Origin of the sequence: Kribbella sp. NPDC051586 (assembly GCF_044453965.1) — a bacterium.
In the GTDB taxonomy this organism is placed as follows: domain Bacteria; phylum Actinomycetota; class Actinomycetes; order Propionibacteriales; family Kribbellaceae; genus Kribbella.
In genome coordinates, this window is the sequence record NZ_JBITDF010000005.1 from 74,124 (window position 1) to 96,354 (window position 22,231).

Consider the following 22,231-nt stretch of genomic DNA (forward strand, 5'->3'; position numbering starts at 1 on the left):
CGCCCTGCGTTCGTTGACGTTGTGAGGAGAGGCTTGTGCGCGCGTTCGGCGCTTTCCAGCGGGTTGTTGCGGTAGCGGGAGCGATCACTCTCGCGGTGTCGATGGTTGCCTGCGGCAGCGATCAGGACGACGCCGCGAGCGGACCCGACCTCGGGCTGATGAAGGCCGGCACGCTGCGGATCGGGACCCTTACCGACGCCCCGCCGAACGTGTATGTGAAGGACGGCAAGTTCACCGGGTTCGACAACGACCTGATCACCGCGGTGGCCGCCAAGCTGAATCTGAAGCCCGAGTTCGTCGGCACCGACTTCTCCGCGCTGCTCTCGCAGGTGAACGGCGGCCAGTTCGACCTCGGCAGTTCGTCGATCACGATCACCGAGGCCCGGAAGAAGACGGTTGCTTTCAGCAACGGCTACGACTTCGGCTACCTCGGGCTCAACACCACCAAGAACTCCGGTATCACCTCGTTCGACCAGCTCCAGGGCAAGCGGGTGGTCGTCGTCCAGGGCACCGTCCAGGACGACTACGCGACCGGCAAGAACCTCAACCCGGTCCGCGTGCCGAACTACAACGCCGCGCTCGGCCAGCTCAAGGCCGGTACGGCGGACGCGTGGGTCTCCCCTGCCGAGATCGGCGAGAAGATGGCCAAGGAGCAGGGCGGCGGCACGGTGATCCTGGCCGCCAAGGAGCTGAGTGACGCGCCGATGGCGTTCGCGGTGGCCAAGGACAACGCCAAGCTCCGCGACGCTGTGGACAAGGCGCTCGACGAGGTGATCGCCGACGGCACCTGGACCAAGCTGGTGGAGCAGTACTACCCGGGTCGCGCCGTACCGGCGAACTTCAAGCCCGGCTCCGGCAGCGTGAAGTTCACCGCACCCAAGGCCTGAGCATGGATGTCTGGTCCACCCTGAGTGACACCTTCCTCGACTGGGAGTCGATGAAGGCGGTCCTGCCCGAGATGCTGAAGGTAGGACTGGTCAACACCCTGATCCTGGCGGCAGCCTCGGTCATGCTGGGCACCGTGCTCGGCATGATCGTGGCGGTCCTCGCCCTGTCCGCCAAGCCGTGGCTGCGGTGGCCGGCGAAGATCTACACAGACATCTTCCGCGGCCTGCCCGCGATCCTGACGATCCTGCTGATCGGCCAAGGCCTGTCCCCGATCACCCGCCACTGGTGGGGCCCGAACCCGTACCCGCTGGGCATCCTCGCGCTCTCCCTGATCGCCGCCGCATACATCGGCGAGATCTTCCGCTCCGGCATCCAGAGCGTGGAGAAAGGTCAGCTCGAGGCCGCCCGCGCACTCGGGTTCAGCTACACCAGCGGGATGCGGCTGGTCGTCATCCCGCAAGGCGTACGCCGGGTGCTGCCGGCGCTCGTGAACCAGTTCATCGCGCTGGTGAAGGAGTCCAGCCTGGTGTACTTCCTCGGCCTGCTGGCGAGTCAGCGCGAGCTGTTCCGCATCGGCCAGGACGCCGCCGCGACCAACGGCAACCTCTCCCCGCTGCTGCTCGCGGGCATCTTCTACCTGATCATCACCGTGCCGCTGACCCACTTGGTGAACCACTTCGACAAGCGGCTACGTGAAGGGCGTCCGGCCGAGACCGAAGATGTGAAGCTGGAGGAGCTCGCGCATGCGAACCATTGAGGCCGCGAGCCTGGAGGTCGAGGGCGTCGAGCTCGCCTTCGGAACCAACAAGGTCCTGCGCGGCGTGAATCTCGCCGTACCGGCCGGACACACTGCCTGCGTGATCGGCCCGTCCGGCTCGGGCAAGTCGACGCTGCTGCGCGCGATCAACCGGCTGCTCGAGCCGGATGCCGGCGACGTGAAGCTCGGCGGCGAGTCGGTACTGCGCGGCGACCCGGACGTACTGCGGCGCCGGATCGGGATGGTGTTCCAGCACTTCAACCTGTTCCCGCACAGGACCGTGCTCGACAACATCACGCTCCCGCTCCGCAAGATCAAGAAGCTCGACACCGAGTCCGCGCAGGTCGCGGCCCGGGAGCAGCTCGAGCTGGTCGGCCTGGCAGCCAAGGCCGGTGCGCGGCCCGGGACCCTGTCCGGCGGCCAGCAGCAGCGGGTCGCGATCGCGCGGGCCCTCGCGATGAGGCCCGAGGTGATGCTCTTCGACGAGGCAACCTCCGCGCTCGATCCCGAGCTCGTCAAGGGCGTGCTCGCTCTGATGGCGGACCTTGCCCAGGCGGGGATGACGATGATCGTCGTCACGCACGAGATGGGGTTCGCGCGGGAGGTCGCGGACCAGGTCGCGTTCATGGATCAGGGCGTGGTGGTCGAGTCCGGCGTACCGGAGCAGGTGTTCACGGACGCGGATTCACCGAGACTGCGGCAGTTCCTGTCCCAGGTCCTCTGAAAATCGCCCCTGGCGTATTTCGTTGCCGAGGGCCACTATGGAGACGGGCCCGGGACCGGGTCGACCATGGCTGGGGGATGGTTATGGTGAGAGATCTTCGGTTGCCGATCTCGGCGGCGCTCATCGTCGGGCTGATCGCGATGCTCGGCCTGGCGGTGAGCGCCGAACCACCACCACCGATCGCGCCGGCGGCGCAGGTGCGGGCCACGACCCAGGCGGTGGCGAAGCCCAAGTGGGTCTATCTGAGCTTCGACGACGGCCCGAGCGCGGGCTACACCGCGCAGATCCTGAAGATCCTTCAGGCCTACCACGTGCGGGCGACGTTCTTCGAGGTCGGCCAGAACGTGAAGCGGTATCCGGCGTTGACCCGGCGCGTCGACCAACTCGGCCACAGCGTGCAGAACCACTCCTGGTCGCATGCGAACCTCACGAAGGTCAGCTGGCCGGCGTTCAAGTACCAGGTCCGGACCACCGACCGATACCTGCGGGCACAGACCGGCTACACCCCGCGCTGCCTGCGACCGCCGTACGGCGCGACGAACCGGGTGGTCGCCAAACGAGCAGCGATGCTTGGCAAGAAGCTCACGCTGTGGAGCGTGGACCCGGCCGACTGGAGCCGTCCGGGTACGTCGGTGATCGTGCGCCGCGTGCTCGCGAAGGTACGGAGCGGATCGATCGTCCTGATGCACGACGGCGGCGGCAATCGCAGCCAGACCGTCGCCGCGCTCCCCAAGATCCTGAAGGCGCTCAAGGCCAGGGGGTATCTGTTCTATCCGTTGTGGTGTCACTGATCGGCGTCCGGTATTCGTGACTTGTTGACGGGGCAGCGGCGTGGGCGCTGGCTTTCTGCCGCGGCATGCCCATGGTGGACGGGAGGAGTGAGCCACCCACCGCCCTGGGGGACGCATGGATGTCCGCTTGACCCGCGCCGGTAACCGGATGATCGGTCTGGCGATGATGATGCTGGTGAGCGCGGTGATCGGCTCGGTCGTGGTCGCGGCCGCCAAGTCCCCCGCGAAACCAGCCACGCCCGCACCACCCGCCGCGGCGCCGGCAGCCGCCACGCCGAGCAAGACCCCACTGCCGACCAAGTACGTCGTGCTGACCTTCGACGACGGTCCTGACGTCGAGTACACCCCGAAGGTGCTCGAGATCCTGGCCAAGTACGACGCGAAGGCGACGTTCTTCGAGGTCGGCCAGAGCGTCCAGAAGCATCCCGAGCTGACGAAGCGGATCCACGACGCCGGCCACAGCGTCGAGAACCACACCTGGACGCACGCCGACCTGCGCAAACTCGGCGCGACCGCCTTCCGGCAGCAGGTGATGTCGACGGACCAGGCGATCCGCGCACAGATCGGCAGTACGCCGGGCTGCCTGCGCCCGCCGTACGGCGGCGTGAGCGCGACGGTCCGTCAACGGGCGAAGGCGATGGGTAAGGACCTGGTCGTGTGGACCGTCGACTCGCGCGACTGGACCAAACCCGGTACGACGGCGATCGTCCAGCGCGTGCTGAAGAACGTGCACAGCGGCTCGGTGATCCTCATGCACGACGGTGGCGGCAACCGCAGTCAGACCGTCGCCGCGCTGCCGGCCATCCTCAAGTCGCTCAAGGCGCAGGGCTACGGCTTCCGCACCCTGACCTGCTAGGACGGGCCTGCCAGGGCAGGCTGCTAGGACAGCTCGCTCACCAGTGGTACGAGGTCGGCGATCGACTCGACGATGCGCGTCGGGCGGTAGGGGAACCGCTCGACCTCGTGCTCGCCGGTCGAGCCGGACAGCACCAGCACGCTCCGCAGACCCGCTTCGAGACCGCTGATGATGTCGGTGTCCATCCTGTCGCCGATCATGACGCTGGTCTCGGAGTGCGCCTCGATCCGATTCAGGGCGCTGCGCATCATCAGCGGATTCGGCTTGCCGACGAAGTACGGCGCGATACCCGTCGCCCGGGTGATCAGCGCGGCCACCGAACCGGTCGCCGGCAGCGGGCCCTCCTGCGACGGACCGGTCGGGTCGGGGTTGGTCGCGAGGAATCGCGCGCCGTCGGCGATCAGCCGGATCGCCTTGGTGATCGCCTCGAAGGAGTACGTGCGCGTCTCACCGAGGACGACGTAGTCAGGGTTGCGCTCGGTCAGCACGTATCCGATCTCGTGCAGCGCCGTCGTCAGGCCGGCCTCGCCGATCACGTACGCCGTGCCGCCCGGGCGCTGGTCGTCCAGGAACTGGGCGGTGGCGAGCGCGCTGGTCCAGATCGCCGCCTCCGGGATGTCGATGCCCGCGGCAAGGAGGCGGGCGCGGAGGTCGCGCGGCGTGAAGATCGAGTTGTTGGTGAGGACGAGGAACTTCCGGCCGGAGGTCTGCAGGGCGGCGATGAAGTCGCCGGCTCCGGGGATGGCGCGCTCCTCGTGCACCAGCACGCCGTCCATGTCCGTCAGCCAGCTCTCGACCGGTTTGTGCTCGCTCACCGGCTCATCGTAGTGGCCCGACCCGCGCGAACCTGGAAACTGTCGGTGGCGGCGGCAAGAATGCGGCCATGGAGCTGTCCGGGTACCGAGAGTTGTGGCGAGCACAGGGCGTGATGCCTCTGCTGGTTGCCTCGCTGCTCGCGCGGCTGCCCATGCTCGCGACGATGGTGCCCATCGCCTTCCTCGCCAAGGATGCGAGTGGTTCGTTCCGGTGGGCCGGTGTCGTGGCCGGTGCGTATTCGATCGGTACGGCGATCGCCGGGCCGGTGTGGTCGCGCGCGGCGGATCGGCGAGGTCCGCGAGGCGTGCTGCTGGTGACCGGGCTTGCCTGGAGTGTCGCGCTGCTTGCGATCGCGCTGCTGCCGAGCGGGCTGCACCGATTGCTGCCTGCTCTCGCGGTGATCGCCGGTGCGCTCGTGCCGCCGGTGATGCAGACGTTGCGGGCAGCGTGGCCGCGGGTGGTGCACGGTCCGGCGCTGCGGACGGCGTACTCGGTGGATGCGACGGCGCAGGAGTTGCTGTTCATGGTCGGGCCGATGCTCGGGGCAACTGCCGTCAGCGTGGCCAGCCCACGACTCGGCGTACTGCTGGCGGCGGCGATGTCGGCCGTCTTCATCTGGTGGTATGCGCTCCGACAACCCAAACCGCTCCCCCGCGATCACCATTCGGAGGTGCCGCTGACTGCGCGGCAGTTGCTCTGGCATCGGCATCGGTTGCCGTTGATCCTCGCCTTCGGGCTGTGGGTGACGTCGTTCAACGGGATCTCGCTGGGCATCGTCGCGTTCGCCGACGAGCACGGTCAGCGGTTGATCGCCGGGATCTTCGAGGCCGTCTGGGCGTTCGGCAGCCTGGTCGGCGGCGCGGTCGCGGGCGCGTTGCCGGGCCGGCGTACGTCGTACCTGTGGCGGCGGGCCGCGCTGGTCACCGTGGGGATGCTGTTGTGCGTGTTCGCGACCTGGTCGTCGGTGTCGCTGGGGATCGCGCTGGCGTTGTCGGGGCTGACGCTCGCGCCGGCGATCGGTGCGCTGTACGAGCGGCTGGGCGCGTTGACGCCGGATGTTGCCCGGACCGAGGTGTTCGGGTGGATGGGCAGCGCGGCGATGGGTGGTGCGGCGATCGGGGCTGCCGTTTCGGGTGCGGTGATCGAAGGGCTGGGTGTGCGGTATGTCTGGCTACTCGCCGCCGTGCTCGCTGGGGTGTCGATGGTGTTGCTGCTGCGGGTGCCGCCGGAGCAGCGTTCGGAGACCGAAGCAGGACCTCAGCCGGAGCGGCGCGGCGAGCCTGAGTCCGCGCCTGAGTCCGCGCCTGGGTCTGGGGTTGGGTCTGGGCCTGAGTTACCGGCCGGTGGCTTGCTCGGCGAGACCGCGTAGGTGCTCGACCATCGCGTTCGGGTCGTCGGCGGCGTAGACGGCCGAGCCGGCCACGAACACGTCGGCACCGGCTTCGGCGCACAGCTCGATGGTGTCGGCCGAGACCCCACCGTCGATCTCGATCCACAGGTCCAGGCCGTGCTTGTCGAGCAGTTGGCGGGTTCGGCGGATCTTCGGGACGCACACCTCGAGGAACTTCTGCCCGCCGAACCCGGGCTCGACGGTCATGATCAGGATCATGTCGAGCTCGGCCAGCAGGTCTTCGTACGGCTCGATCGGGGTCGCGGGCCTGAGCGCCATCGCGGCCCGCGCACCCTTGGCCCGGATCTCCCGCGCTGTCCGGATCGGCGCCCGGCAGGCCTCGATGTGGAAGGTGACGCTCGACGCGCCCGCCTCGACGTACCCGGGCGCCCAGCGGTCCGGGTCCTCGATCATCAGGTGACAGTCGAGCGGGGTGTCGCTCGCCTTCGCCAGCGACTCGACCACGGGCATCCCGAGGGTCAGATTCGGGACGAAGTGGTTGTCCATGACGTCGACGTGCAGCCAGTCCGCGTTCGACACCGAAGCAGCCTCATCCGCCAGCCGCGCAAAATCGGCAGCCAGGATGCTGGGCGCGATCTGAATCCCCATGGCGCCAATCTATCGAGCCTCGCCCCGACGGCCGCTAGGTGGGCCGTATGACCCACTGAACGGCCTGGTCCACGGACTCGACGGTCGCGAGGTCGGCGGGAAGTGGCGGGCGGCGGATCACGACCACCGGGAGACGAAGTTGACGTGCGGCCTCGAGCTTGGCCGAGGTCGCCGGCCCACCGCTGTCCTTGGTGACAAGGACGTCGATGCGGTGCTCGCGCAGAAGCACCAACTCGTCCGCGACCGCAAACGGACCGCGAGCGAGGATCAACCTGCACCACGCCGGCCGAGGCTCGGGTGCCTCAACACACCGAGCAAGCATCCAGAGCCCCCGCCCCGCCGAACCCAATTCCCCGGTAGTCGCGGAAGTGGGTGCGAAGGCGTTGAGGCCTTGGCGGCCGATTGTCAAGAAGGGGCGGGAGCCGAGGGTAGGTAGGAGGTCGGCGGCTGCGGATGGGGAGTCGGCCCAGTGCCAGTTGTCGTGAGGGCCAGGGGTCCAGCCGGGGCGGCGGAGGACGAGGAGGGGTACGGCGGTCTCGCGGGTTGCGGCGGCTGCATGGGCGGTCATGGTTGCGGCGAACGGGTGTGTGGCGTCGATGACCGCGTCGACAGGGTGGGCGCGGAGCCAGGCGGCGAGGCCGTCGGCGCCGCCGAACCCGCCCGTCCGCACCTCGCCGGCCGGCAGGCGCGCGTCAGCCGTGCGGCCGGCCAGCGACGAGACGACATCGATCCCCGCGGCGACGAGAAGCTCGGCCAGCGCCCGCGCCTCACCGGTGCCGCCGAGGAGGAGGATCCTCATCGCGACCGGTCGCGCGAGTAGACATGGCTCGACCCAGGTCTTCGAGTACGCCGACCCCCGGCGGGCCCGTCCGAGAGCACGTTCGTCGCGGTGAGCGGGACGCGGTTCATCTTCAGCGGGTCCGGTCCGGTGAGTAGAGGTGGCTGTCCCGGAAAGTTGTTGCTGTGAGCACCTTTCCGGTGATGATGACGGCGGTGCGGCGGATGCCGGCGGACTTTACCTGGGCGGCGATACCGGCGAGGGTGCCGCGGAGGATCAGTTCGTCGTCGCGGGAGGCTCGGGCGACGACAGCGACCGGGCAGTCGGGGCCGTAGTTCGGGATCAGTTCCTCGACGACGCGGTCGATCTGCTGGACGGCGAGATGCAGGACGAGGGTCGCCCGGCTTGCGCCGAGGGTCGCGAGGTCCTCGCCGGCGGGCATCGCGCTCGCGCTGCCGCCGATGCGGGTGAGGATGACGGTCTGGCCGACCTCGGGGACGGTCAGTTCGCGGCCGAGGGTTGCCGCGGCGGCTGCGTAGGCGGGCACTCCGGGCGTGACGTCGTACGGGATGTCGAGAGCATCGAGGCGACGCATCTGCTCGGCCATCGCGCTGAAGACGGAGGGGTCGCCGGAATGCAGGCGGGCGACGTCCTGGCCTGCGGTGGAGGCGGCGGAGAGTTCGGCGACGATCTCGTCGAGGTTCAGGTTGGCGGTGTCGATCTTGCGCGCGCCGGGCGGGCAATGGTCGAGGAGCTCTACCGGAACGAGCGCACCGGCGTACAAACAGACCGGCGAGGCCGCGATCAGGTCACGCCCACGCACGGTGATGAGATCGGCAGCACCTGGACCTGCGCCGATGAAGTGAACGGTCACTTCACTACGCTCCAGATGGTGACTGGCATGGCGGGGCGCCAGGCGGTCATGGTGCCGACGGGGGACGCTCGGTGTACTTCGAGTCGGACGAGGTCGCCGCCGTGGGCCTTGTACCACTGGGCGATGAGGGATTCGGTTTCCAGCGTGACGCCGTTCGTCACCAGTCGGCCGCCGGGTTTGAGGACGTCCCAGCAGGCGTCGAACATACCGGCGGCCGTCGCTCCCCCGCCGATGAAGATCGCGTCCGGCGACTCGAGACCGTCCAGCGCCGCTGGAGCAGAGCCTTGTACGACGGTCACCCAGGCGCCGAGCGTGGCGGCGTTGCGTTCCAGGCGCTTGGCTCGGTCGGGGTCGCGCTCGACGGCGATCGCCCGGCAGGACGCGTGATGGCGGGACCACTCGATCGCGATGCTGCCGGCGCCGCCGCCGACGTCCCACAACAACTGCCCAGGCACCGGGGCGAGTCGGGACAGAGTCACCGCGCGTACTTCGCGCTTGGTGAGCTGACCGTCGTTCTCGTAGGCGTCGTCGGGTAGGCCGGGCGCCGTGGACAAGGCGGGTCCCTGACAGGCGACGGCGATAACGTTGAGCGCATCGACGTCCTCCGACCAACTGGCGGCCCGTGCGGCACGGATGCGTTCAGAAGGTCCACCGAGCTGCTCCAGCACAGTGAACTCGCTGGAGCCGTAGCCACGGGCATCCAACAACGCAGCCACTTCGGCCGGCGTCTGGGCGCCGCGACTGAGGATGAGCAACTGTCGACCGGGCTGCACGTGTGGGTGCAACCGCTCGACCGGATTGGTCACCAGGCTCACCACCTGCACCTGATGCTGCGGCCAGCCGAGGCGGGCGCAGGCCAGTGAGACGCTCGACGGGTGTGGGATGACGTGCACGGCGTCCGCACCGAGTAGCCGCACCAGGGTCGTCCCGATGCCGTGGAAGGTGGGGTCGCCGCTGGCCAGTACGCAGATCCGTCGGCCGCGGTGTTCCCGCAACAGACCGGGGAGCGCCTCGGACAACGGAGACGGCCAGGCGACTCTCGACGCGTCCATGGCAGGGACCAAGGCGAGCTGCCTCGTGCTGCCCATCAGGACTTCGGATGACTCGACAGCGGCGCGCGCAGCCGGGGTCAGCCCCTCCCAGCCGTCAGCACCGATGCCCACCACCGTGACGGCGTCAGGCATTGCCCAGCACCTTCGTGATCGTGATCTCGATGACCACCCGCTGCGGGTTCACCCGCGGTTCCTTGTAGCGCTTGGCGTAGCGGCGCTCCGCGTCGTGGACGCGAGCGGGATCGTCGCTCACCACCGCACGCCCCTCGATCGTGCTCCAGTGGCGACCGTCCACCTGCGTGACCGCAACGGACGCCTCGCCCAGTCGCCGGATGGTACGCGCCTTGTACGACGTACCGGAGCAGATCACCCTCACCAACCCGGCGTCCACGTCCAGCGTCGCCCCGACCGGCGTGGCATGCACGGTCCCGTCCGCCCGGACGGTACTCAGCACGCACAGATGCCGCTCGGTCCAGAACTCGACCATCCGCTCACTCAACACCCAGCGATCGTAGACAAGACGGCCCGCCCGGTGAGGTGCCGGGCGGGCCGTGGTGCGCTGGACCCCTCAGACCAGCGCAGTCCGGATCAGCCGAGGTCAGCCGATGTCTCGGCGGCGGAAGGTGGCGAAGCCGGCCACGGTCAGCGCAGCGGCGATCGCGGTCAGCCAGAGGACCGGGCTGACGGAGAAGTCGCCGCCGGGCAGGCGCGGGGTGTGGCCGTACGGGCTGAGGTTGATCATCCATTGCGGCAGGTTGAAGATCTCGCCGAACTGGCCGATCAGCAGGAACACGCCGTACAAGGCCCAGCCACCGGTCACCAGCTTCGGGGCAAAGCCGAACAGGATGACCACCAGCGCCGTCACCAGCCAGATGGCCGGCAGCTGTACGGCGGACGCCGCGAGCATGCGTGGTACCTGGCGGCCCATGTTGCCCAGCGATGCACCACTCGAGATCCCGGAGCCGAGGCCGGCGACCAGGATCAGCGCGCCGGTACCAAGCAGCGCCATCAGCACGTGGCTGGCCAGCCAGCGCGACCTGGTCACGCCGGTCGCCAGCAGTGGCTCAGCGCGCAGCGCGGTCTCCTCCGAGCGGAGCCGGAGCGCCGCCTGGATGCCGAACGCCGACGCGAGCAGGCCCATGACGCCCATCTCCGTCGCCAGGAACGCATCGGTGATGCCCTCCACGCCGCCGAGCTTCTGCACCATCTCCTTGGCGCTGTCGCTGGTGACGAACCCATCGACGTTGCTGGCGATGTTGCCGACCAGCAGTCCGAGCAGCAGGAAAGCGAAGCCCCACGCGTAGAACGAGCCTCTGTGCAACCGCCAGGCGAGCGCGACCGGCGACCGCAGCGATGCGGCTGCCCGCGGCGGACCGGGACGTGGAGGAACCAGTCCGGCACCGAGATCGCGCCGCCGGATCAGCGCGGTCCCAGCAGCGATCAGTACGGCCAGGAACACCAGAGGAATCAGCAGTACGACGAACCGGTCGCCCGCGTACGCCCGGACCTGTTGCGACCACCCGATCGGCGACAACCACGACACCCATTGGGTACTACCGTCAGCCGACGAGTCACCGATCGCTCGCAGTACATAGGACACGCCGAGAACAACAGCGGTCAGCCCGTTGGCGGCGCGGCCGCTCTCGGTCACCTGTGCGGTCACAGCGGCCACCCCGGCGAATGCCAGTCCGGTCGCGGCCCACATGAGTCCGAAGGCGAACGAACCCTTCGTGTCCAGCCCACTCCCCATCAGCGCGAGCGCAGTCACCAGTCCGAGCACGATCACGGTCCCGGCGGACACGATCAACGCCGCGGTCAATGCGGCGTACCGGCCGAGCACACCGGCGCTGAGCATCTCGAGGCGACCGTTCTCCTCCTCGGTCCGGGTGTGGCGTACGACGAGCATGCCGGCCAGCAGTCCGACCAGGAGCGCACCGAATGCGGTGAGCTTGAACAGCGAGACCTCCCCGAGCGAGGACTCGTCGAAGATCCGGCCGTAGAGCGAGACGAGCGCCGGCGACGCGTTCGACGTACGCGCAGCCTCGACCAGGGCGTTCTGGTCGGAGTACAGGTCGATCGACGCCTTGGCCGAGCCGGCCGCCGAGATGACGAAGACGACGATCCAGATCGGGATCAGGAGCCGGTCCCGGCGCAGCGCGAGCCGCACCAGCGTCCCGGTGCCGACGAAGTCGTTCATCGCACAGCCGCCTCGGGCTCAGCCGGTGCGTCGTCCTCGTAGTGGCGCAGGAACAACTCCTCCAGCGTCGGCGGCTGCGCGACCAGGCTCTTGATCCCGCTCGCGGACAGTTGCCGCATCACCGCGTCGAGCTGGGCGGTGTCCACCTCGCAGCGAACCCGGTTGCCCTCGACATCGAGATCGTGAACGCCGGGCAGCTGCGCGAGACCGTTCGGCGATGCGGCCAGCTCGGCGTGGATCGACGTACGGGTGAGATGCCGCAGCTCGGACAGCGTGCCGGTCTCGACCACCTGGCCGCGGCGGATGATGCTGACCCGGTCACACAGCGCCTCGACCTCGGACAGGATGTGGCTCGACAGCAGCACGGTGCGGTCGTGCTGGCGCTCGTCCTCGATGCACTGCCGGAACACCTCCTCCATCAGCGGGTCCAGGCCGGAGGTCGGCTCGTCCAGGATCAGCAGCTCGACGTCCGACGCGAGCGCCGCGACCAGCGCGACCTTCTGCCGGTTGCCCTTGGAGTACGTCCGGCCCTTCTTGGTCGGGTCGAGGTCGAACCGGCGCAGCAGCTCGTCGCGCTTCTTCTCGTCCACCCCGCCGCGGAGCCGGCCGAGCAGGTCGATCACCTCGCCACCGGTCAGGTTCGGCCAGAGATTGACGTCGCCGGGGACATAGGCGAGCCGCCGGTGCAGCTTGGCGGCGTCGTGCCAGGGGTCGCCACCGAGCAGGGAGACATCGCCGGCGTCACCCCGCAACAGGCCGAGCAGGACGCGGATGGTGGTGGACTTCCCCGCGCCGTTCGGGCCGAGGAATCCGTGCACCTCACCGGTCTTGACCTCGAGGTCGAGGCCGTCGAGGGCGTGCGTACTTCCGTACGACTTGTGCAGTCCAGAGACCACGATGGCTGATGTCATGTTTCATAAGATACACTTCATTCAGAAGATTGTGAATCTTGCTAACAGCTTCCTGACAGGTCAGAGGGGATGATGGGGCGGTGAGTGCACATCGAGACGACGACGCCGTCAAGCGGTACACCGAGCAGTTCGGCAACCTGCTCGCCGAGACAGGCTGGCCGCGGATGGCGGCCCGGGTCTTCGCCGCCATCCTGTCCAGCGTGTCGGGCCGGATGACTGCCGCCGAGCTGTCCGACCAACTGCAGGCCAGTCCCGCCGCGGTCTCCGGCGCGGTCAACTATCTGCTGCAACTTCGCCTTGCTACCCGGGAGCGTGAGCCGGGCAGCCGGCGCGATGTGTACGTCGTGCAGGACGACGCGTGGTACGAGACGATGATGAGCGAGGACGCCTCGCTGGTGCGCTGGTCGGAGTCGCTCCGCAAGGTTCTCGACGCCTCCGGCGAAGGCACCGACGCCCACCGCCGGATCCGCATCTCCCTGGGCTTCATCGACTTCATCGGCGCCGAGGTCAAAGGCCTCAGCGAACGCTGGATCAAGCGCAAAGCCGAACTGGACGCCGAGATCGACGCCGAGTACGACGGCTCCCACTCCAGCCCCCGGCGGTTGCGCTAACGCCGACAGGGTGTGCTGAGCCCTGAAGGGGCAACCTGAGACCTGCTACTTCAGGTGTCAGGTTGCGTTTCGAGGTCCCACGTAGCCACGCGGGTTGTCCACAGGTCCGGGGATTGCGGGTACGGCGGGGGTGGTGGGAGCGGCATGTTGTGGATGTGAATCGGAGATTGGAAGTGGTGGCGGCGGGGCAAGGCGGGTGGTTCTCGCGGGCAGATGCGATCGGGGCGGGATACAGCCCAGGTGAGTTGCGGCTCCGGGTGCGTCAGGGACACTGGCTGCGGCTCTCGCGGAATGCGTACGTCGACCCGAGCGGCTGGCCGGCGAACGAAGCACCCTGGCATCGGGCGCGACGCCTGCACGTCCTGACGACGAGGGCCGTGATCGCCGGAATGGGACCAGATGCAGTCGTCAGTCACCAGTCGGCCGCCGTACTGCACGGCCTACCGACCTGGGGCCTGGATCTGAGCCGGATCCACGTTACCCGACCTGCCGGACGGACGCGCTCGGACGACCGGGTGCTGGTTCACCGGTCGCCCGTCGACGCGGAGGAGATCATCGAGGTCGACGGCCTTCCGACCAGCTCCGCGGCTCGGGCGATCGTCGAGACAGCCTGCGTGTCGTCGTACGAAGTCGGTGTGGTGCTGGCCGATGCCGCTCTGCACGAACAGCTGGTCAGGCCGATGGAACTGATCGCGGCCACCGAACGGCACAAGCATTGGCCGGGTGTCCCCCGGGCCCGGACGGCCGCACTGTTCGCCGACGGGCTGAGCGAGTCGGTCGGCGAGTCGCGACTTCGGGTGCTGATGGCGAACGCTGGGCTTCTCGCGCCGAGACTTCAGGTAGAGATCCGCGATCAGGACGGCCGGCTGATCGGCCGGGTCGACTTCGTGGTGGACGACGACCTCATCATCGAGTTCGACGGAGCGCAGAAGTACGGCGACGACGGCCGGACCGTGATTGCCGAGAAGTGGCGGGAGGACCGTCGACCACCCCCACACCACGGCGAGCAGGATGCAGCAACCTCGGACCTGATGCTGCAGCCTGAGACCTGACATAGCGGGTCTCAGGTTGCACCTACCAGTCTCAGCTCACCACGGGACTAGGGGTCGTAGGTCGTGAAGATCGTGCAGTAGATGGGCGGGGACTCCAGGCCGGGGTAGTACAGCCGGCCGGCCTCGTCGGTGAGCTTGAAGTAGGCGGTGGAGCCGCCGACCTGGGAGGGAGCCTGCAGCGTCATGCGGACGACGACCACCTCGCCCGGTCCGGCGTCGGGCACCCGTTCGCGCGCGGGCGAGCGCAGCCAACCCGGCGTACCTGGCGTGCCCTGGCGGGTCAGCCAGCGGTCGCGCCACGGACGCTCCCCGCTGTTGCGGATCTCCCAGGTCTTCTCGAACGGCTCGTCGCGGCATACCCGCGTGCCATCGGGCATGGTCTCCCCGACCAGCTCGGCACGGTCCTCCGGGTGGTGGTCGATCGGGACCGAGCCGCCGAGCAGGATCGGCTGTACGTGCCGGCGCAGGTCTCGCTGGGAGATGTCCCGGCCGACGCGTACGGCGGCATCCAGCTCCATCAGCTGGTTGACGAGCGACTGGCCGGCGCCGAACGAGGCGTCGTACCACTCGGTGAGCTCGCGGCTGGGTTTGGTGTGGCCGCGCTCGACCCGGGACAGGTGCCCTTTGTCCCAGCCGGACTCCGCGGCGGCCCGGCTCAGCGGTACGCCGGAAGCCTCCCGGAGCTCACGCATCCGCGACCCGATCACCAGACGAAGCTGCGCAGGCCTCACACCGCACTCCGATCGTTGCGTACCGCGACTACACGGTAACCCTCCGAATCTCAACTGGTCCAGGAAAACAACCCTCAACTGGCCCATGGGCCGCGGCCATCCGGCCCCTACCGTCGAAGCATGGGAATCATCGGACCGGCGAAGACCAACACCTTCGACACTCTGCTCACCCAGACGCCCGCGATCGCCCCCGGCTCGCACGCGATGGTCGCCACCGTCACCGTCCCGCCCGGCGATCCCGGATCGGGACCGCACCGGCACTCCGGGCCGGTGTTCGGGTACGTGCTCGAGGGCGAGATCCTGTTCGAGCTCGAGGGCGAGGCGCCGTACCCGATCAAGGCCGGCGAGGCGTTTTGGGAGCCCGGCGGCGACGTCGTCCACTACCAGGCCGCCAATCTGCGCACCGACATCGCCAGCAAGTTCGTCGTCTTCATGATCTGTGCGCCCGGCGTGCCGATGATGACCTACCTCGACGCCGAGGAGGTCGAGGCGCGCGCCCAGCTACGGCGGTGAGCAGGCCGTTGCCTACTGCGACAACGCCGGGCCGTCCTGATTCGCTGTAAATCAGTGTCACTTCGCCACTGCCCCAGCGAAAAGGACAAACATCATGCGTACCGCCCTCTTGCGCATCACCGCCCGCGTCGCCCTCACCACCCTGATCGCCGGCACCGCCGCCCTCGGCACCGGCACCCTGACCGCCAGCGCCGCCACCGGAACCGTGGTCACCGACAGCGGCCAAGGAGTCGCCATCCGGTCCGGCAACGCGACCGGCTTCGGCTCGGTCGGCACCCAGCCGAACGGACCGGTCGAGATCGACTGCCAGATCTACGGCGAGCCCGTCACCGGCAAGTACGGCCGCAGCCTGGTCTGGGACCACATCCCCGGCAAGGGCTACATCACCGACTCCTACGTCAACACCGGCAGCAGCGGCCTGATCGCCCCGCTGTGCACCAGCAACCCGCGCGCCGACAATGCGATCGCCTGGTACGCCGCCCGCAGCGGCTCGACCGCCTACCAGGGGTACTGCGAGATGGCCGCGGAGAACTCGTACGGCAAAACCGCGATCTGGGCCTCCGCCAAGGCCGACTGGAACGACGCCGTGGCCCGCGGGGTCGCGCATCGCGGCGATCTGAACCCGCCGAAGGGCGCCCTGGTGTTCTGGGACCTGGCCGCGCCGTACGGCCACGTCGGAGTCGCCAAGGGAGACGGCACCTTCTGGGCCACCAGCGTCAGCGGCGCCATCGGAACCCGCGCGCTGCCCTACTTCAACAGCTACCTCGGTTGGGCCTGGCCCAACTTCTGATCGCGAGCACCCGGACGCGCGCTCCGCCCCTCACGTGTCCGGGTGCTCGACCCTTCAGCGGCGGGACTCCGGAATCATCCGCCACAGCAGAGCACCCGACACCAACCCCTCCGCGAAGCCGAGCACGCCGCCGATGCCCACACAGGTCCAGATCGCCAGACCGGGATGCCCGGCAGCGATCAGCGGAACCGCGCAGGCGAACACCGCCGCCCCGATCAGCCCTGCCAGCAAGGGCATGGTGAACTCGTCGATGAACAGATCCATCGACGTCACCACGAGCCGGAACAGGATGAACGGCCCGAACGCCATCACCAGGGACTGCACCCCGGACGCGCCCTTGGAGACCATCGCGACCTGGATAGCGATGCACTCCGCTGCCTGCACCACGGCCGCCATCGTCGCGGCGCCGCGGGGCGACGCGGCGGATATCCAGTTGATTCCGCTGGAGATCGCATAGCCCCCGACTCCCGCCACCAGTACCGCGAGAGGGATCAGCTTCCAGTTCGCGGCGATGAGCGGATCGGCCAGTACGACGATCGTCATCCCCACCATCACAGCGATCCACGGGACGGTCGACCTTGGCTCCATGCCGAGAGTTATAGCGAGCGCTCAGGGGTGCCGACCTGCTATGTCCGGATGATGTCATCGATCCTGCCCAGCCAGTCCGACACCAGGGCGCGGTACGTCGCCAGTCCGGGCCCGGGCAGCAGGTGATCCTCCTGATCCAGTACGGCGAAGGTCGCGCGCGGATAGTCGTCCAGAATCGCCCACGCGTCGGCGTACCCGGCTGTGGTGTCCTGGCGACCGGTCACGATCAGCGTCGGGCGCTCGAAGCGGGTGGCGGGGTCTTCACGTAGTGAATAGGTCGAGACATCGCTCTGGATCCGGGCGAGGAACGCCAGATCGGCGGCAGCCTCAGCCGCGTCGTAGTACTGATGCTGACGTTGCCGATCAGGTGACGGGACGAGGTGCTCGCCGGTCGGCAGCGTGCGCTTGGCGCGGTCGACGACGATGCCTGGGGCCCGCAGCAACAATCCGAGGACGCGGGACGGGTCGCGTTTGACGATGCCCCGGGCGTGCAGGCCGCCGGCCGACGTACCGGCGAGGGCGAACGGCTCGTCACCGGCGAGGTCGTCGATCAGGGAAGCGATCGACGCGACCATGCCGTCCTGGTCGGTGATCGACGGGACGGCCGGCGACTGACCGGTGCCCGGCGGGTCGACGTAGATCCGTCGCCAACCCGACCGCTCGGCGAAGACCGGCTCGTGGACGTCGCGGCCTTCACCGCCGTCACCACCCCAGCTGGGCAGGAAGAAGATCGGACGTCCCGCGCCGAAAGACTCGTAGTACACGCTCCGACCCTAGCCAGCCGGTCAGCGGCTCATCGAGGCTTTCTCTTGGCAGCAGAATCCGGTGGGCGCTCGCCCGACCCGCGCTCGATCAGCCCGCACGGCAGCACGATCCGCTGCGGCGGACGGGTGTCCGCGCCCGACGCGCGATCGAGCAGCAGTCGCGCCGCGCTGCGACCGAGCTCGGCGATGTCGGAGGCAACGACCGTGACCGGGGTCGGCAGCATGTCGGCCAGCCGGAAGTCGTCGAACCCGACCACCGCGGGCTCCCGGCCGAGCTCACCCAGAGCCCGCAGTACACCTTCGGTGAGGAAGTTCGTCGAGGCGAAGATCGCGGTCGGCGGATCCGGCCGCAGCATCACCTCGTGCGTCGCCTTCTCCGCGGCCTCGGCGTTGCCCTCGGGCAGCTGGATCACCAGCGACTCGTCGACGTCGATCCCGGCGGCCCGGTGCGCGCGACGGAACCCACGCAGCCGGCGTCCGATCGTGTAGTACGACGGGGCGAGCAGGATCGCGATCCGCTCGTGCCCCTGCGCCAGCAGGTGCTCCGCGGCCAGCCGCCCGCCGCCCTCGTTGTCGACCATCACGATGTCCGCGTCGATACCCGTCGCCGGACGGTCGACGAACACCACCGGCACGCCCGCGCCTTGCAGGAAGGCGTGATCGCCCTGGTCCGGCACGATCATCAGCCCGGCCACCTGCCGGCTGACGAGCTCCTGGATGGCACGCTTCTCGCCCTCCGGATCCTCGTCGACACTTCCGAGGACGACGGCGAAGCCGGACTGCCCCGCGACCTCGAGCGACGACTTCGCGATCGTCGCGTAGAACGGGTTGGTCAGGTCGCCCAGCACCAGCGCCAGACTGGTCGACTTCTTCCCCGGCCGGAGCGCCCGGGCGACCTCGTTGCGCTGGAACCCGAGCTCGTCGATCGCGGCCCGGACCCGCTGCGCGGTCTCGTCCCGGACACCGTGCCCGCCGTTCACCACGCGCGACACCGTGCCGAGCCCGACACCGGCCCGTCGGGCGACGTCGATCATCGTCGGCCGGGGTACTTCCGGCTTGGTTGGAAACGTTTCGGGCACGGGGTTGACTTCCTTTTCGCGACACGGCATCGTCACCCAACAGTAAAACGTTGGAAACGTTACCGTCCAGGAGGTCGGGTGAGTAGTTCGTCTCCGGTGAAAACGCGGCGGTCGGCCAGGGGTGGCATGAGCCGGAACGCAGGGTCCGACGTGAAGGCGGCGTACCTGTTCATCGCGCCGGCGATGATCGGGTTCTTCGTCTTCGTGGGGTACCCACTGGTCCGGTCGTTCTACCTCGCGCTGACGAAGTACAACGGGCTGACCGATCCGGTCTTCGTTGGTCTGGGCAACTTCCGGCGGTTGTTCACGACCGACCCGGCGTTCTGGCCGGCGCTGCGGGCGACCGGTTATCTGGTGCTGCTGTACGTCCCGTTGTCGTTGGTCCTCGGGCTGGCGCTGGCGATGTTCTGCAACCAGCGGTTCGCCGGGGTGCGGGTGGTCCGGACGCTCGCATACCTGCCGGTGGTGCTGCCCGCGGTCGCGACGATCACGCTCTGGAAGTTCATGCTCGACCCGCAGGTCGGGCTGCTGAACACAGTGCTGGACCGGATCGGGCTGCCGACCAGCCTCTGGCTGCAGAGCCCGAAGATGTCGATGCCATCGGTCGTGCTGGTGATGCTGTGGGGCGTCGGCGGGACGATGATCATCTTCCTGGCCGCGCTCCAGTCGGTGCCGACCGAGCTGTACGAAGCGGCCCGGGTCGACGGGGCCGGACCGTGGTCGGTGTTCTTCCGGATCACGATGCCGATGATCAGCCCGATCATCCTGCTCCAGGTGATCCTGCAGACCACCGCGGCGCTGCAGACGTTCAACCAGCCGAAGATCCTGACCGGCGGCGGGCCAGGATTCAGCACCAACGTGCTGATGCTCTCCATCTACAACAACGGCTTCCCCACCCTGGGCCGGATCCCGCAACTCGGGTACGCATCCGCACAGGTGTGGGTGCTGTTCATCATCATCATCGCCGTGATCGCCCTGACCGCGAAGTTCTCCTCACTCTGGACGTACAGTGACAGCACTTCCGACTGAAGCCGCCGTGCCCGACGCGACCCAGGCCGCGAGCGCGACCAAGAAGAAACCCCGCGTGCTCGGTACGACGTCGTGGTACGTCGTCGCGCTCTTCATCTGCGCGGTGATGGTGGTGCCGCTGCTGTGGATGATCACCATCGGCCTGAAGAGCCGGACCGCCGTGTTCGACATCCCGCCGAGGCTGCTGCCGCACGAGTTCCACTGGAGCAACTTCGTCAAGGGACCGCAGGCGATCCACTTCCCGCGGCTGTTCCTGAACTCGATGATCATCACCTCGCTCAGCGTGCTCGGCGGCGTGATGACCGCGATGATGGCCGGCTACGCGCTGGCCCGGTTGCGGTTCCCCGGGCGGAAGCTGTGGTTCTACCTGTTCGTCGGCAGCATGCTGCTGCCGGGTGTGGTCGGGCTGATCCCGTTGTTCCAGCTGTACAAGAGCATCGGCTGGTACGACACCTGGCTGCCGCTGATCGTGCCGGCGTTCCTCGGCGGGAATCCGCTGTTCATCTTCCTGGCTCGGCAGTACTTCCTCGCGATCCCCTATTCCATCGATGAAGCGGCCAAGATCGACGGCGCCGGGCACCTGCGGATCTTCGTCAGCGTGATGCTGCCGCTGACCCGGCCGGCCTGGCTGACGATGGCGATCCTCGCGTTCCAGGCGTCGTGGAACGACTTCCTCAATCCGCTGGTGTACCTGTACTCGTCCGGCAAGTGGCCGTTGTCGGTGGGGATGGCGTCCTTCATCTCCCCGTTCGCCGGGAAGACGCCGGACTGGAGCTTCTACATGGCCACCAACCTGCTGTACATGCTGCCGCCGCTGATCATCTTCTTCGCCGCGCAGCGCTATTTCATCCAGGGCCTCGGCGCTCTCGGCAGCACGAACCAGAAATAAGGAGAATCCTTGTGAAGAGGACATTGGGCGTCACCGCGCTGGCCTGTGCCGGGTTGCTGGCGGCAACGGCCTGCAGCGGGTCGGACTCGGGCGGCGGATCGAGCAGCGGCCCGGTCACCGTCACCGTGATGACGTGGGAGTCGGCCGAGACCAACGCCGCGATCAAGAAGGCGCTCGCGGACTTCAAGGACGACAACATCACCGTCCAGCTGCTCGACACCCCGGCCGGCAACTTCGGCGACAAGCTCGCCTCGTTGACCCAGGCGAAGAAACTGCCGGACCTGTTCTGGTGCGGTAACGACACCGAGCAGCAGTACACCTCGCAGGGCCTGCTGGTCGACTGGGCCGACAAGGTCAAGAACGGCGACGGCGACTTCAAGTCGGACAACTTCGTGTCGTCCGCGATGGACAACTGGAAGACGGCGGACGGTCAGATGGGCGGCCTGCCGTCGCTGATGAACACGTACGGCGTCTGGTACAACGCCGACGCGTTCACCGCGGCCGGTCTGGCGTTGCCGAAGGCCGGCTGGACGTGGGACGAGATGTACGCCGACGCCGCGAAGCTGGCCAACAAGAACGGCGCGAAGTACGGCTTGGTCGCCGACCAGCTGACCTCCGCCGACGGGCCGTTCACGATGAGCATGTACTCCGTGTCGGCCGGCGGCGCGCCGTTCACCGACAACGTGAACCACCCGACCAAGGCCGAGGCCGACGACAAGTACACGGAAGGCGTCGAGAAGCTGGTCGCCGCGATCAAGAACGGGTCGGTCGCGCCGCCCGGGTACGACGCGGCCAACGTGCAGTCGTTGTTCTCGGCGGGCAAGGTGCCGATGACGTTCGGCGGGCAGTGGCTGGCGGCCGGCTTCCAGACCGACAAGCCGAAGGTCAAGTACGGGTTCGCGCCGTTCCCGCAGGCGCAGACGGCGACCACCTTGTACGACTCGGTCGGCATCTGCACGCCGCAGTACACGAAGGACCAGGACGCGACGTACAAGGTGCTCGAGTACATCAACACCAAGGTGTGGGACGCCGTCCTCCCGGCCTCCCCGGTGGCGCCGCCGGCGTACAAGCCGGCCCAGACGAGCTACTTCGACGCACTCACCAAGGCCCAGCAGCCCACCGTCGCCGACACGGTCAAGGCCGACCTCGGTGCAGAGAAGACGGTCGGCGTCCGCTTCACCACCCAGTGGGCCCAGCAGGTCGGCGACCTGACGACCGCCAACTACCAGCCCATCCTGAGCGGTAAGAAGCCGATCACCGACCTGCCGGCGTACATCGACAAGATCAACGGATTGATCAAGCAGGGCGGCTAGAAGGCCAAAGAAGTAAGTAGAGGAAAAGAGAAGAGATACTTGGAGTGACGGCAAACCCCCGGCGAACCGACCGGGGGTTTGCCACGCTAGAAGACTATTGAAGGAAAGAACAAAGGAAGAACAGAGATTTAGAGAAGTGGCTGGCTCCGGTGATCGGTCGCCGTGAGGAGGTCGGTCGGAGCTTCCTGGTTCTCGAGAGCTGACACCCTCGGGCTGCCTGCAGCTCCGC

At 68.1% G+C, this 22,231-nt stretch carries 25 protein-coding genes; 13 read left to right on the forward strand and 12 right to left on the reverse strand.

Translation table 11 applies throughout. From position 1 onward, the window contains the following. Positions 1–35 precede the first annotated feature (35 nt). From ACIA58_RS33860 to ACIA58_RS33880, 5 genes are all read left to right on the forward strand, one after another. Positions 36–887, forward strand: a complete 852-nt coding sequence (locus tag ACIA58_RS33860) for a substrate-binding periplasmic protein (RefSeq protein ID WP_396407917.1) — start codon at positions 36–38, stop codon at positions 885–887. Positions 888–889: 2 nt separating this feature from the next. Beyond that, positions 890–1,645, forward strand: coding sequence for an amino acid ABC transporter permease (locus ACIA58_RS33865; RefSeq protein WP_396407918.1), 756 nt, complete (start codon positions 890–892; stop codon positions 1,643–1,645). Next, positions 1,632–2,369: an amino acid ABC transporter ATP-binding protein gene (locus tag ACIA58_RS33870; protein WP_396407919.1), complete on the forward strand. Its 738-nt coding sequence runs from the start codon at positions 1,632–1,634 to the stop codon at positions 2,367–2,369. Before ACIA58_RS33865 ends, ACIA58_RS33870 begins: the two co-directional genes overlap by 14 nt. Before the next feature lie 83 nt (positions 2,370–2,452). Then, positions 2,453–3,160: a polysaccharide deacetylase family protein gene (locus ACIA58_RS33875; RefSeq protein ID WP_396407920.1), complete on the forward strand. Its 708-nt coding sequence runs from the start codon at positions 2,453–2,455 to the stop codon at positions 3,158–3,160. Between the two features lie 115 nt (positions 3,161–3,275). Further along, positions 3,276–4,016, forward strand: coding sequence for a polysaccharide deacetylase family protein (locus ACIA58_RS33880; RefSeq protein ID WP_396407921.1), 741 nt, complete (start codon positions 3,276–3,278; stop codon positions 4,014–4,016). 23 nt (positions 4,017–4,039) lie between these two features. On the opposite strand, the gene ACIA58_RS33885 is transcribed toward ACIA58_RS33880, so the two are convergent. Then, positions 4,040–4,792: an HAD-IIA family hydrolase gene (locus ACIA58_RS33885; RefSeq protein WP_396408708.1), complete on the reverse strand. Its 753-nt coding sequence runs from the start codon at positions 4,790–4,792 to the stop codon at positions 4,040–4,042. A 107-nt stretch (positions 4,793–4,899) separates the two neighbouring features. On the opposite strand from ACIA58_RS33885, the gene ACIA58_RS33890 reads away from it, so the two are divergent. After that, complete coding sequence (locus tag ACIA58_RS33890; RefSeq protein ID WP_396407922.1) at positions 4,900–6,201, forward strand: MFS transporter; 1,302 nt, start codon at positions 4,900–4,902, stop codon at positions 6,199–6,201. On the opposite strand, the gene rpe is transcribed toward ACIA58_RS33890, so the two are convergent. The 7 genes from rpe to ACIA58_RS33925 form a co-directional block, all read right to left on the reverse strand. Beyond that, positions 6,166–6,831 carry a ribulose-phosphate 3-epimerase gene (rpe, locus tag ACIA58_RS33895; protein WP_396407923.1) on the reverse strand — a complete coding sequence of 222 codons (666 nt, stop codon included), beginning with the start codon at positions 6,829–6,831 and terminating at the stop codon, positions 6,166–6,168. The genes ACIA58_RS33890 and rpe overlap by 36 nt on opposite strands. A gap of 34 nt (positions 6,832–6,865) precedes the next feature. Beyond that, a complete protein-coding gene (locus tag ACIA58_RS33900; RefSeq protein WP_396407924.1) occupies positions 6,866–7,630 on the reverse strand; it encodes a cobalt-precorrin-6A reductase in 765 nt (254 codons plus the stop codon). Positions 7,631–7,742: 112 nt separating this feature from the next. Beyond that, a complete protein-coding gene (cobM, locus tag ACIA58_RS33905; RefSeq protein ID WP_396407925.1) occupies positions 7,743–8,483 on the reverse strand; it encodes a precorrin-4 C(11)-methyltransferase in 741 nt (246 codons plus the stop codon). Then, complete coding sequence (gene cbiE, locus ACIA58_RS33910) at positions 8,480–9,667, reverse strand: precorrin-6y C5,15-methyltransferase (decarboxylating) subunit CbiE (protein ID WP_396407926.1); 1,188 nt, start codon at positions 9,665–9,667, stop codon at positions 8,480–8,482. The genes cobM and cbiE overlap by 4 nt, the downstream gene beginning before the upstream one ends. Continuing rightward, on the reverse strand, positions 9,660–10,037 hold the full coding sequence (locus ACIA58_RS33915; protein ID WP_396407927.1) for a PPOX class F420-dependent oxidoreductase: 378 nt from the start codon (positions 10,035–10,037) through the stop codon (positions 9,660–9,662). Before ACIA58_RS33915 ends, cbiE begins: the two co-directional genes overlap by 8 nt. A gap of 96 nt (positions 10,038–10,133) precedes the next feature. Continuing rightward, on the reverse strand, positions 10,134–11,732 hold the full coding sequence (locus ACIA58_RS33920; RefSeq protein WP_396407928.1) for an ABC transporter permease: 1,599 nt from the start codon (positions 11,730–11,732) through the stop codon (positions 10,134–10,136). Next, positions 11,729–12,643, reverse strand: coding sequence for an ATP-binding cassette domain-containing protein (locus ACIA58_RS33925; protein WP_396407929.1), 915 nt, complete (start codon positions 12,641–12,643; stop codon positions 11,729–11,731). Before ACIA58_RS33925 ends, ACIA58_RS33920 begins: the two co-directional genes overlap by 4 nt. Before the next feature lie 80 nt (positions 12,644–12,723). Here ACIA58_RS33925 and ACIA58_RS33930 point away from each other — a divergent pair, with 80 nt between their 5' ends. Both ACIA58_RS33930 and ACIA58_RS33935 read left to right on the forward strand, forming a co-directional pair. Next, positions 12,724–13,254 carry a GbsR/MarR family transcriptional regulator gene (locus tag ACIA58_RS33930; RefSeq protein ID WP_396407930.1) on the forward strand — a complete coding sequence of 177 codons (531 nt, stop codon included), beginning with the start codon at positions 12,724–12,726 and terminating at the stop codon, positions 13,252–13,254. A gap of 155 nt (positions 13,255–13,409) precedes the next feature. Next, complete coding sequence (locus tag ACIA58_RS33935; protein WP_396407931.1) at positions 13,410–14,306, forward strand: type IV toxin-antitoxin system AbiEi family antitoxin domain-containing protein; 897 nt, start codon at positions 13,410–13,412, stop codon at positions 14,304–14,306. Between the two features lie 47 nt (positions 14,307–14,353). Here the strand turns inward: ACIA58_RS33935 and ACIA58_RS33940 are convergent, their stop codons facing one another. Next, positions 14,354–15,037: an NBR1-Ig-like domain-containing protein gene (locus ACIA58_RS33940; protein ID WP_396407932.1), complete on the reverse strand. Its 684-nt coding sequence runs from the start codon at positions 15,035–15,037 to the stop codon at positions 14,354–14,356. A 120-nt stretch (positions 15,038–15,157) separates the two neighbouring features. Between ACIA58_RS33940 and ACIA58_RS33945 the strand changes: the two genes are divergently transcribed. Continuing rightward, positions 15,158–15,550, forward strand: coding sequence for a cupin domain-containing protein (locus ACIA58_RS33945; protein WP_396407933.1), 393 nt, complete (start codon positions 15,158–15,160; stop codon positions 15,548–15,550). 94 nt (positions 15,551–15,644) lie between these two features. Continuing rightward, complete coding sequence (locus ACIA58_RS33950) at positions 15,645–16,340, forward strand: CHAP domain-containing protein (protein ID WP_396407934.1); 696 nt, start codon at positions 15,645–15,647, stop codon at positions 16,338–16,340. A gap of 54 nt (positions 16,341–16,394) precedes the next feature. On the opposite strand, the gene ACIA58_RS33955 is transcribed toward ACIA58_RS33950, so the two are convergent. Genes ACIA58_RS33955 through ACIA58_RS33965 form a run of 3 tightly spaced genes read right to left on the reverse strand, consistent with a single transcriptional unit; the run spans position 16,395 to position 18,771 of the window. Beyond that, positions 16,395–16,928: a hypothetical protein gene (locus ACIA58_RS33955; protein WP_396407935.1), complete on the reverse strand. Its 534-nt coding sequence runs from the start codon at positions 16,926–16,928 to the stop codon at positions 16,395–16,397. Between the two features lie 38 nt (positions 16,929–16,966). Then, positions 16,967–17,692, reverse strand: coding sequence for an alpha/beta fold hydrolase (locus ACIA58_RS33960; RefSeq protein WP_396407936.1), 726 nt, complete (start codon positions 17,690–17,692; stop codon positions 16,967–16,969). Positions 17,693–17,721: 29 nt separating this feature from the next. Beyond that, the gene (locus ACIA58_RS33965) at positions 17,722–18,771 is read right to left on the reverse strand and encodes a LacI family DNA-binding transcriptional regulator (protein WP_396407937.1); all 1,050 of its coding nucleotides are present in this window, start codon (positions 18,769–18,771) and stop codon (positions 17,722–17,724) included. 126 nt (positions 18,772–18,897) lie between these two features. Between ACIA58_RS33965 and ACIA58_RS33970 the strand changes: the two genes are divergently transcribed. The 3 genes from ACIA58_RS33970 to ACIA58_RS33980 are packed head-to-tail and all read left to right on the forward strand — an operon-like array spanning position 18,898 to position 22,002. Beyond that, positions 18,898–19,800: a carbohydrate ABC transporter permease gene (locus ACIA58_RS33970; RefSeq protein WP_396407938.1), complete on the forward strand. Its 903-nt coding sequence runs from the start codon at positions 18,898–18,900 to the stop codon at positions 19,798–19,800. A gap of 7 nt (positions 19,801–19,807) precedes the next feature. Next, positions 19,808–20,689, forward strand: coding sequence for a carbohydrate ABC transporter permease (locus ACIA58_RS33975; protein WP_396407939.1), 882 nt, complete (start codon positions 19,808–19,810; stop codon positions 20,687–20,689). Between the two features lie 11 nt (positions 20,690–20,700). After that, on the forward strand, positions 20,701–22,002 hold the full coding sequence (locus ACIA58_RS33980; protein WP_396407940.1) for an extracellular solute-binding protein: 1,302 nt from the start codon (positions 20,701–20,703) through the stop codon (positions 22,000–22,002). Positions 22,003–22,231: the final 229 nt, after the last annotated feature.